At 40.9% G+C, this 11,906-nt stretch carries 6 protein-coding genes; all 6 read right to left on the bottom strand.

Going from position 1 to position 11,906, the window contains the following annotated elements; all coding sequences use genetic code 11:
- Nucleotides 1-50: 50 nt before the first annotated feature.
- Complete coding sequence (locus ESA94_RS18560) at nucleotides 51-1,418, bottom strand: MFS transporter (RefSeq protein ID WP_129132448.1); 1,368 nt, start codon at nucleotides 1,416-1,418, stop codon at nucleotides 51-53.
- Between the two features lie 227 nt (nucleotides 1,419-1,645).
- The gene (locus ESA94_RS18555) at nucleotides 1,646-3,235 is read right to left on the bottom strand and encodes a sodium:solute symporter family transporter (protein ID WP_129132447.1); all 1,590 of its coding nucleotides are present in this window, start codon (nucleotides 3,233-3,235) and stop codon (nucleotides 1,646-1,648) included.
- 66 nt (nucleotides 3,236-3,301) lie between these two features.
- Nucleotides 3,302-4,381: a Gfo/Idh/MocA family protein gene (locus tag ESA94_RS18550; protein WP_129132446.1), complete on the bottom strand. Its 1,080-nt coding sequence runs from the start codon at nucleotides 4,379-4,381 to the stop codon at nucleotides 3,302-3,304.
- A 100-nt stretch (nucleotides 4,382-4,481) separates the two neighbouring features.
- Entirely contained in the window at nucleotides 4,482-6,986 is a 2,505-nt protein-coding gene (locus ESA94_RS18545) for an L-rhamnose mutarotase (RefSeq protein ID WP_129132445.1), read from the bottom strand.
- Between the two features lie 209 nt (nucleotides 6,987-7,195).
- Nucleotides 7,196-8,752 (bottom strand): RagB/SusD family nutrient uptake outer membrane protein, encoded by a 1,557-nt coding sequence (locus tag ESA94_RS18540; RefSeq protein WP_129132444.1) that lies wholly within the window; start codon nucleotides 8,750-8,752, stop codon nucleotides 7,196-7,198.
- 4 nt (nucleotides 8,753-8,756) lie between these two features.
- Complete coding sequence (locus tag ESA94_RS18535) at nucleotides 8,757-11,876, bottom strand: SusC/RagA family TonB-linked outer membrane protein (protein ID WP_129132443.1); 3,120 nt, start codon at nucleotides 11,874-11,876, stop codon at nucleotides 8,757-8,759.
- Nucleotides 11,877-11,906: the final 30 nt, after the last annotated feature.

The following is an 11,906-nucleotide window of genomic DNA, read 5'->3' as shown; positions in this document are numbered from 1 at the left end:
TGCTTCGCTGTTATCTACTTCGTATTACTTGTTTGCGTTATTCTAATAACCTAAATGTCGTCTCCGTATCTTTCTTTCGTTATTTGTTGTAATGATTTGCCTTGAGTTTTTGGTGTCCAGATCGTTCCTACGATCAGTGCAAAAATGAGCAGCCCGATCATAACGTAAGCTGCGGTGTAAAATCCTTCTCCGTTTTCGCCATAAATATTTACAAAACCAAATCCCCATACTGCTGCAATACTTCTAACTGCAAAGAACATGATCCCCTGAGCGGCCGCCCGGTATTTTGCAGGAAAAAGTTCCGAAGCCCAAAGCGCATAAAACGCCTGTACGCTTATTCCGGCATGTATGCCCCAAAGCATGGTGAACGTCCATAACGCAACATGATTTTTTATTCCAATGAAAATAAGAATGAACCAGGCCACTATCCCTATTGATGTGCCGAAAACATACAACCATCTTTGATTCACTTTATCAACCAGCATAGCAAAACCAAAATAGGTTACTGCAATAATTACGATCCATTGTACTGCTGTAATCATATTGGCCTCTCCGTTAGAAAGACCGCCTGCGGTTTCATAAATATGTTGCTGAAAGAAACCCATTACCGATGCCACCATATTCCAGCTAATGTAAATGCCTGCCAGAAAAAGCATGGTTCGGATATTCACTTTGTTTGTAAACAGCGTACCGAACGATGAGAAAACGCCGGGTTGTTTTTCGTTTGATTGTGATTGTTTTGCCTCTTCCCAATCTTTCGATTCATTGAGTTTCCGTTGCAATGTCCATGCGATAAACGCCACCACAAACAAAGACCCGAAAATGATACGGCTGCTGAATACATTGATTGCTTCAACGCTTGCATCGTTACCAATAAAGATCGCAGCAATTTTTTCTACGTAACCAAATAAAACACCAGCTGAAGCATCGGCTTTGCCGGGAGCAAGAAGCATTCCCAGCAATAAAATGATCATTGGACCAACTCCCCATGCAAACTGAGAAATACCCATATTCTTTCCACGGTTACCTACTTCTGAATTTTCGGAAATATATGTCCATGAAGCAGGAACACCCACTCCCACTGAAATACCCGTAACAAGGAAACCCGTCAACAACATCGGGAAATTAACGGCGAACATGATAATGGCAATGCCCAACATATACACAAGCATATTGTAAGTGTAGATGGTTTTACGTCCGTATTTGTCGGCGAGGAAACCACCGAAAATAGCGCCGATAGCCGCACCAAAAGCATTTGCACTGATTGCATTCAGCCAACCGAGATGCCCTTCGTTAAGCCCAAGATAATTTTGCCAGAGCGTCAATCCACTTGCGCCTGCTACAATTGCGCCGGCATCAAGATAATTTGTAAGTGATACGGCGATGGTACTTTTTAAACTTCCTTTTTTATGTTCCATATATGTGCAAGTATGATTTTAGAAAGAGATTTAATATTGAATATGTTTTGTTTGAACCACGGAGCCACAGAGGACACAGAGAAACACAAAGGTTTTACTTGGTGAAACTTTCTGACTTTGAGTCTTAGTGGTTCTATTTGCTGCATAGCGAACAGAACGTACAAGTGAGTGACACAACCAAAGCATCACAGTAGTAAGAAAGCTGGTGAACAAAATATTCTTCATGTTTAATGCCCGTTAAAAATGATGTAGAGAGTTAGTATGACAAGTCCTAATAAGACGAATAGAATTTTTACCTGTTTATCTGTTTTTGGTAAAGGCGCTGTTTCAACGGCGGCCGTTACTTTGTTTTTATCGAGTAAGGAAATGATGATGGCTGCAACGAACAACACTGCAAAAATGTAAAACGAAATAAGAAAATAATGCGGCCACCATGTGTTTGCTCCTGTTGCAGTATCGGGTGGTAAGATCCACAAGTTGAGCATGCCCACAATCAAACTAAATGCTGAACCTGCTGATAAAATTAAATTCACCGCCAGCTTTGTGGTGCGTTTCCAAAACACACTCAATAAAAATGTTACAGCTAAAGGTGGTGCAAGGTAGCCGAGTATTGATTGAAAAATATCGAACAAGGTTTTGCCTTGGATATTATCAAACGCTATGGCCATTAACACCGCCAACACACAACCTGCAATCACCGTGTAACGTCCAACATTGATCTGTTGTTTCACCGTTGCCTGCGGATTGATGTTGTTGACATAAATATCTTTTGTAAAAACTGTGCTCAATGCATTCAACGATGAACCGATGGTTGCCACCAACACAGCGATCAATACACAGATCACCAAACCATTTAAGCCAGGAGGAAAGAGATTTGTTACCATGGTCATGTAGGCTAACTTATCATCAGTCAAATCAGGAAACAATGCAAAACATAAAATACCCGGCAAGATGAACATGGGCAATGCCAACACTTTTAACCAGCCGATGAAGTTTACACCCAACTGTCCCTGTTTTAAATTTTTTGCACCCAATACACTTTGCACCATGCTCTGATCGGTGCAGAAAAATGCAACGGCCGATACAGGATAACCCAACAACAATGCATGCCATGGATAACCGGGATCGGATGCAGGATGAATGAGGTTCCAGAAATGATTGGGTGTTTTATCAACCAATGCAGTGATGCCGCCCACTTTTTGAAATCCGATATACGTTAATGCCAATGAAACAATGATGAGTAAGATCATTTGAAACACGTTCACTTTTGCAATGGCTTTTAATCCGCCCATGTAAGTAAACAATCCTGAGAATGCCACCAACACAATAGTTGATTGCCACATTGGTATTCCTAAAATTTGTCGAACTAAAATTCCTCCACTGAACAAACCAAGACTTAACCAGCTGATGAGAATTTTTATTAACGCATAGCCTGCTAAAATATCCTGCGTGCTTTTGCCGTAACGTTTGCCCATGAACTCGGGCATGGTGGTTACTTTACTGGCAATGTAACGTGGTGCAAACACCATTGCCAGTAATAATAAAAATACAAACGCATACCATTCGAAATTACCACCAACAATGCCTGCAGAAAATCCAATGCTTGCAAACGCCAGTAAAGATGATGGACCAACATTTGTTCCCCACATGTTGAAACCAATGTTGTACCAGTTGAGTGAATTGCTGGCAAGAAACAATGTTTCATCTTTTTTCTTGTTGCGGAAACTGGCAATGTAGCCAATAGCCAGCAATGCAATTAAATAAATTGCAACAATGGCAAAATCAAGCGTTGTTAATTTATCGTAGATCTTGTTCATGACATATTTGAACCACAAAGACACAGAGAGCACAAAGCAACACGAAGCTTTGTGTTACTTCGTGTCTTAGTGGCTTAGTGGTTCAAGATTATATTGTTTTAATATATCAGCAATCCTCACCGGCTCACCGGTTTTCAAACTCTTATCCATTGCCTGTAACAAGGCCACTGTTCCTATTCCTTCTTTCATATTTGGATAAGCTGTAAAACCCTGTTCAATTGAATCGGCGAAGTATTCTAAATAATTCTGATACTCTCCTGCATGATGACTCTGCCCTTCAAACCGGAAATAATATTTCAAGGTACTGTCGCCCCAATGAATGATTTTTTCTTCACCTGTTTTATCGGTGATGGAATAACGTAGTTCATGATAATCGGCTTGTGATGCACCTAGTGTACCACGCAACACACAACTCATACCACTGTCACGTTTCACCGGTTGTGTTGGACTGGTATATGTTCCGCTCACTCTTGCAATTCGTCCATCAGTTGCTTTGAAGATGAAATGCATGGTGTCTTCATTCTTTAAACCTGCTGCTTTACCATTGGCGCTGATCATGCCATAGCCCATCACTTCTTCAATGTTGGGTAAATACCAACGGATGAAATCAACAGGATGACTTAAACCACCATACAACCATTTGAATGAGTCTTCCAACGCCCATTTCTTTTCAAGGAACCAGCGATGATCAGCATTGTAATGACTTTCGATGGTAATAAGTTCGCCAATCTCTCCTGCTTCAAAATCTTTTCGTTGACGCTTGTATGGTTCGAAGAAACGGGAGCTTTGTCCCACAAAAACTTTCTTACCTGTTTGCTCCTGCAGCTCCAGTAATTCTTTTGCCCTGCTGAGATCATCAATAAACGGCTTCGTGCACACCACATGTTTACCATGCAGCAATGCCTGTTTGATATGATCGGCATGCAGATGATCAGGCGTATAAATGGCGATGATGTCGATCTCAGCATCGTTCAACAGATCATCGTAGTTGGTAGTGTAATTATTGAAATCAAATTCCTTGCAACGTTGTTTGCATAACTCTTCGTTGCGATCGCAAATGATTTTGAGATGCAGTTTTTTGCTTTGTAAAGCTGCACTCATAGTACTGCGACCTTCACCAACGCCTAAAATTCCAATTGTCAACATAATTCGTTTTTTTATTTTCTTCTCAACCGCTGACGGGATTTGAGCCGCCGTCAGGGTTTTAAACACCCCGTCAGCGGTTACAAACCCTGACGGCGGTTATTTATAGATGATCCAGAAACACCCAAGTCTCCCCCGGCTTCGTTCCTTTAATTCCTTCCTGGTATTTTTTCATGATCTTATTCCATTCATCCACTCTCGGATTGTTGGCAGTTGTTCTTGGATTGAGTTTATCCAAACTCTCTCCTTTTGGAATACTGATGATCAACATCAACTGTCGTCCATTCCTGAACAATAACAACTGCTGAAAATCGGCATTGCAAAATCCTTTTGAAATCTCCGGCCATTTTTCAAACTGCGTAGCATGATAATCGAGATATTCTTTCTGCAGCTTTTTATCATCCACCAGATTTGCTGTTAGGATGATATGCTCCCACTCCTTCGCTACTGTTTTATCAGCACAATGTTTCTTCTTACTGTATTCATAAAACATGTCGTGGTAGACTCTTACTTCTGCTTCAGGAAAATTGTTGGCGATTCTGCCCTGCATTACGCCAATGTCCTGCACCTTATCGAAGATGACATAATGATTCTGCCAATGATAAATGGCATTGCTGTCCATATTGTTCTTCGCCAACAATTCTTTTAGCTTGGGTAAGTTCAACTGCATACCTTCTTTCACAATCAGTTCAATTACTTCATTGTGTTCTTCGTTGATGATGCCTGTCTTTGCCGTTTTGTTGGCTGATAGATATTGAAAACGTTTTTCAATTCCTGCATTTTGTTTTACACTGTCGTGTACCTGCGGACCATTGTTGCTCCATACATTACCCGGACCGTTGTTATTCTGCAAATATTTCTGAGAAGGTGTCCAGTTATTTTTTACTGTGAAATGTGATGAGCCTTCATCTGTATAAATATAAAACCAGTGCGAAGGCAAATGAGCAATGGGCGACTTATAAATACTATCGATATAATTTTCTTCAATGATGGAATTGGTTTGAGCGCTCAATGTATAAATACCGCTGCAGTCGTAATTCCATTTGCCGTAATGATGAATTTTGTTGGCAACAATTCTGTTGTCCTTCATCATATTCGGTTCAGGACTCCATCCCCAACCTAAACTGATACCGCTGTACGATACATTTTCAATTTCGTTATGACGAATACTTGTTCTGCTTACAAAACCACAACCAATCCCAACTGCACCCCAATCTTCATTGGTGGCATTGGTAATAAAATTGTTTTCAATAAAGATCACATCGCATTTCTCCCGGTTATCTTTTGGATCAAAGGGCAAATGAATTTCTCTTCCTTCATCACCATAATTGCCAGCCAGTATAGCCGTGCCGCCAATATCGCTGAAGAGATTATTCTTCGTCATGTTATCCTGCACGCCTTTTTTCAAATCAATTCCTGTTGCAGCTAAATGAATGAATGAACAATTCTTGATGCGTGTACGATTGGCATAACTCAATTCTACAGCGGCCGCTTGTCTACCAACCCATGCCTGATTATCTAATCCCGGTTTTGTTTTTGTACCTGCGGGTTTTAATTTGTATGCTTCCGTCATATACAAACCAGCCTGGTGCGGCACATGACCTTGCAATGATGGTCGCAACCAACCTGTATGCTGAAAAGAAATACCATCGATCACTAAATTCTTCACCGGGTTATCAATGGTTCCTTCAACGCTGATCAATGTTTCTGTAAAGGGTGCTATTACTTTTGCTGTCGTTAGATTTTCATTGTTGCGTGGCCAGTAGTAAATTTTTTGACTGGTTGCATCTAAATACCATTCACCGGGTTCATCTAAAAACTGAATAGCATTGGTTAAATAAAAAGCGGAGTTGCCGGTTTCTTTACTGATCCACGGTGCAGGCCAGGGATGTTCGTTTTGAATTTTACTTTCGGGTTGATGAAAAAACAATTTTGTACTGTCGCCCATCACCTGCACTTTCTTCACACGTAGGTTAGCGATCTCCCACCATTGATGAATAAATAATTCAAGTCCATTTGCTTTATCAAGATTAGCAAACGGTAAAGTTGGAATTACACAAGCAGCTTCTGCTTTGTTCCAGTTTAAAATGCGCAACATGGCATCACCATTGGAAGATTTTGCCCGCACTGCTTTTACATCATTCACCCACAGTTGACGAAAATTAAAATGATTGCCATTTACATTCGGCACATCTGCCATCCAGATTTTACTTTGATGTTTTGTTTGTAAGCCGTTGACAGGAGCCGTTACTTTTTTCCAATTGCTGATCTGTAGACCGCCGCTTAAAACAGGTTTTTCATTTTCGGCAGTTTCAATAAACGTAGAGCTTTCTCTTGTGCCACTATCCTCCGGTCGAATCACAATCGTCTCAAGAACCGGATAATTGCCACCTCTTAAAATAATATGAATACCATCTTTGATCGTTGCATCATTCAGCCTGCGCATTTCTCTTGCCTTGCGTAAAGCCTTGCTGAGTGTTGCAAAAGGTTTTTCTTTTGAACCATCATTGCTATCGGAACCGTTGGGGGAAACATAAATATCTGCTGCAGTTGCCAGGCTGGCAACCAGTAAAAAAAAGACAAACAGGCAGAAGTGCAATCGTTTCATTCCAAATACAGTTAATGCTTTGCCACCTGCTTCAAAAGCAGGCATTTAGGCCAATAAATGTACCTTGACTGTGAACCTTGAAAAATGTATGGAATAGCTGAAAAGATGGAATATTTTACTATTCCAGACCTATTACCGAATGTAAGCAAAAAGACCGGGAAAGAATTCCCGGTCGTTAACTACTAAACTGCTGTATTTAGAAAGACTCTTTATAGATAACCATCGTTCTGCTCCAGCTTGGGATTGTTATCCCGTTCACTTTGCTGGAATGGAAGCAGGTAATTTTTTAATTCAAACTTCAACGGCACATTAGCCGGTGTTACAAGTGTTGGCAATTTGACATGGGCAATGTTCCAACGTTTGAGGTCGTTGTAACGCTGACCTTCCAATGCAAATTCAATTCGGCGTTCATGGCGGATATAATCACGCAACTTTTCTTTTGTGTTATACTTCGCCTGGTCGGTCGCAGGCATTGCAATACCTGTTCTGCCACGCACAAGATCCATTGCTGCATACACCGTTGCATCAGGACCTGTTGCTTCATTCTTCGCTTCGGCATACATCAGCAGAATATCAGCATAACGTAAGTGAATATAATCCTGGTCGGTTGATGTTGCAGTGGTGGTGGTGAATGGTGCACGTGTAAGATCAACATACTTTTCTGTGATGAATGTTGTTGCAGGCGCATAGCTTCCGCTCCATGTTGCATTGGTAGTTGGATTTTTCCAAACTTCACCGGGAAGTTTAATGGTAAGATCTAAACGTGGATCACGGTTGGCATAAGGCGTTGCAGCATTATACAAAGGCGATTCAGTGATCGATTTTCCATCTGTCATTTCATAATCATCCACTAAATTTCTATACGGCTGCATCAGCGAATACCAACCCAACTCAATATCCATACCTGCAGCACCCGGACTTGTACGTTGTGGATTACTCACTGCAAGATATTGTACAGAGAACATGATCTCAATATTCACTGCTGCAGTTCCCTGTCCTGCTGTTCTGAATAAAGAAGCATAATTGTTTGATAACGCAAATTTACCTGCAGCGCCACTCATGATGGTTTGCAACAAAGTTGCTGCATCACTCCATTTCTGTTGTGTTAACAGCACACGTGCTTTAATTCCTTGCGCACTTCCTTTTACTGCATGACCATTGTATTTTTCATCAGGCAAATTGCTGATAGCAAAATCAAGATCTTCTTCAATAAAGGCATACACCTGTTCTTTGGTGCTCTTGGCGACCTTCACTTCATCCAATGTTTTTGGATAATTTTTATACAACGGCACTCCACCATAGCTCTGCACAAGATCGAAATAGCACAATGCACGAATGAAACGCACTTCTGCTTTGTAAATGTTTTTCTTTGATTCTGTAACAGGAGCTTTATCTACATTATCCAAAAAGAAATTACAGGAACTGATAGCACGGTAAGGTGAGCTGTACATATTGGCCAATGCGCCACCAAGCGTTGGAGAAATACCACCTGTTGTCATTAACAACATATTTGGCTGATTGGTATTTGCATCGAGATAAGCATTATCGCTTAAGCCATCGAGATAAACTCGCTCGTACCCTAAAAAGTTTTGCTGCAACCGTGAATACACACCGGCCAATGCACTTTGTACATCTGTTTCCGATGCCCAGAAAATTTGTGTTGACACACTGTCAAGCGGCGCTCTGTCGAGCAGGCTCTTTTTACAGGCTGCAAGACCTGACAAGAGAACCAATAAGATTGTATATAACTGATATTTCGATTTCATGATCTTAGAATTTTATGTTGAAGCCTGCGTTTAAAATCAATGCCTGCGGATATTGCACATAGTTACCGGTTGTGCTTGCTCTTTCAGGATCGGTTCCTTCATACTTTGTAAACGTTAACAGGTTTTCGCCGGAGATATACACTACTAAACCTTTTGATGCAATGCGGCGTGTGATCGCTTGCGGCAATGTATAAGAGAGCGTAACATTTTTCAAACGCAGATAAGATGCATCCATGAGATAGTAGGTTGATGCTGCATAAGCACCCACACCTGTATAACCTGCTGTATAAATGCCGGGCAATGTATTACTGCGGTTTTGCGGCGTCCATGCATTGCGCCATTTTGTTGTTGGCGGCGTTCCCTGCATAAACGGATCAACACCCCAGTTGTTTACACGATTTTTCAAACCTTCAACACCCTGGAAGAAGAACGTCAACGAAAGATCTTTATAATCAACATGACCACCGAATGAATAAATAAAATCAGGATAAGCGCCACCTACTACAACACGGTCATTTGCATCAACACGCTTATCACCATTTATATCTTTCATTTTCAAGTCACCAGCTTTGGGCGAAGTATTCAATGCATGCACAGGCACATTGGAGTTGCCAATATCTTCCACCTGGAAAATGCCATCCCATACATAGAGATAGTGTGCATCATAAGGCAAGCCTACCTGGCGGATGCTGCTGCCTAATGATGGAGTGATGATCTGATCAACTCTGTTTTTAGCAGTAGAAATATTCCCATTCAAACCATACGATACTTTACCAATTCTGTATTCATGACGAACATCCACTTCAATACCTTTTGAATGCATGCGACCATTATTGGTTGTCGGGCCACTCAAACCAAGACTTGCCGGTACAGGAATAGCAGAAAGGATATCATAGGTTTGTTTTTTGAACCAATCGAATGTAATGCCGAACAATCCTTTATAAATATCAAGATCAAAACCAATGTCGGTGATCTTAGTCGATTCCCAACGGATACTCTGATCTCTGAATGCATTCAATACTGCACCTGATACCGGCGTGGTATTACCAAACGGATAACTTACGTTCAACGACAACACATCCTGGTAAGGATAGTTACCAATATCCTGGTTACCTAACACACCATACGAAACACGCAGTTTTAAATTGTCGATCCATTTTACATTATCAATGATAAAGTCTTCCCTGCTTGCCAACCAACCTGCAGATACTGATGGGAACAAACCCCAACGATAATCGGGTGATACTCGTGAAGTACCATCGTAACGGAGATTTGCTTCAAACAAATATTTTCCTTTGTAATCATAGTTCACACGACCAAATACCGATTGCAATGCAGATTCATTTGTTCCGGGCAAACCTGGTAAACGAGGATAAGTATTATTCACTGCTTCACCTGTTGAAGTATAACCAGAAATTTCCTGGATGGTAGATGACACCCCATTGAATCGGCGGCCACGCAACCCTTGTGATTTGCTGAAGAACTGTTCATAACCAACCAATCCTTTTACGGAATGATCGCCAAAGTATTTATTGTAGGTAAGTGTTGAATAGATAGTTGGTGAAATAACTTTTGAATACTGATCCGTTACACCAACAAGATCAGGACCAAGATTAAACACTTCGTAATCACTATTTCCAGCATTCCTCACTTGTGTGTAAAACGATTGGTATGGATGCTGGTACATTTTATAATACTCATCCACATAGTTCACTGCAAATTTTGTTGACCACGTAAAGTTTTGCAGAAACTTTACATCCATATATGCCTGTGCATTGAGGTTGTATTCTTTTGTATTCTGCCAACCCATTTCAAATGCTTCCTGTGCATTCCTGTTCTTTCCTTCGTTTACATACGCTTTCGATGCAATGCGACCGCTACCATCAGGTAAGAATGGACCGATCAACGGACCGGCTGCATATACCAATAATGCAACGTTCTCACTGGTAAATGGAGGTTCCTGCCTGTTCTTATAGGTCATGTTCATAACTGTACCTATTATTACAGATTTGCTTAACTGCGATGTGTAGTTGAACATTAAATTATAACGCTTGAAATTATACACAGGCAACATGGCATCCTGATCGAGATAACTTCCTGAAAGGTTATAAGTGCTCTTATCTGTACCACCCGATACAGATAGATTGTGATTTGTTACAAATGCAGGTTGGAAATAATAATCCATTGCATTGAAGTTGGGATAGCGGTTACGATCAGTTGCATTCCTGTACTTTTCAATTTCCGCCACATCATATTTAAATGCAACACCACTTCTTGTAGCGGCTGCATTGTACATTTCCATATACTCAGGAGAGTTCGTGATAAAGTCAGGCAATTCTGTTGGCGAGTGACGGGAGAAGTTTGCGGAGTAAGTAATGACCGGTGCACCTTTCTTACCTTTTCTTGTTGTAACAAGCACAACACCATTTGCTGCTCTTGAACCATAAATAGATGCTGATGCTGCATCTTTCAACACCGTAATGTTTTCAATATCGTTTGGAGAAAGATTGTTCAAACTACCGATCACACCATCGATCAATACCAATGGTGATGTGCTTGTTGAAAATGAACTTCTTCCTCTTATTAATAAGTTAGGGTTATCTCTGCCGGGTTCCGATGACGGTTGCGTTACCTGCAAACCTGTTACTCTTCCTTGTAATAAGTTTGCTGCGTTTGGTGCAGGGCGTCTTGTTAATACATCGCCCGGTACACTTACAACTGCACCTGTTAAATTTCCTTTTTTCTGTGAACCATAACCAACCACAACAATGTCGGACATGGTTCCTGCTGATGATTTTAATTGTACTGATACATTTGATTTACCTGTGATCAACACTTCCTGTTCTTCATGACCTACATAAGAAAAAACAAGTGTTGTTACGTTAGCTGAAACCTGGATAGAAAAGTTACCATCGTTATCTGTAAGTACAGATATGGATGTTCCTTTTGCTGTAACCGTAACACCTGCCAAAGGTTCATTATTCTGATCGGTTACTTTTCCTGTTACTGCGTTTTGTTTTGCTTCTTTGAATGATGTAAACTCATTCGCTAATGGAGTTGGGTTTGACAAGCCTTGGTGGTATAGGCAAAAAGCTATACCTACGGCAAACAATTGTCGTCTCATGGCAGAATCGTTTAATGTTTTAGTTTACTT

Source organism: Lacibacter luteus, from assembly GCF_004118265.1.
GTDB classification, from domain to species: Bacteria; Bacteroidota; Bacteroidia; order Chitinophagales; family Chitinophagaceae; genus Lacibacter; species Lacibacter luteus.
Note: the sequence above shows the minus strand (reverse complement) of the source record. Positions and strands in the feature narration are given on the sequence as shown.

What these genes read in the sequence shown, in the direction of transcription:
- ESA94_RS18540 (WP_129132444.1), bottom strand. Translation starts at nt 8,752, where the DNA reads ATGAAATCGAAATATCAGTTATATACAATCTTATTGGTTCTCTTGTCA.
- ESA94_RS18550 (WP_129132446.1), bottom strand. Translation starts at nt 4,381, where the DNA reads ATGTTGACAATTGGAATTTTAGGCGTTGGTGAAGGTCGCAGTACTATG.
- ESA94_RS18560 (WP_129132448.1), bottom strand. Translation starts at nt 1,418, where the DNA reads ATGGAACATAAAAAAGGAAGTTTAAAAAGTACCATCGCCGTATCACTT.
- ESA94_RS18545 (WP_129132445.1), bottom strand. Translation starts at nt 6,986, where the DNA reads ATGAAACGATTGCACTTCTGCCTGTTTGTCTTTTTTTTACTGGTTGCC.
- ESA94_RS18555 (WP_129132447.1), bottom strand. Translation starts at nt 3,235, where the DNA reads ATGAACAAGATCTACGATAAATTAACAACGCTTGATTTTGCCATTGTT.
- ESA94_RS18535 (WP_129132443.1), bottom strand. Translation starts at nt 11,876, where the DNA reads ATGAGACGACAATTGTTTGCCGTAGGTATAGCTTTTTGCCTATACCAC.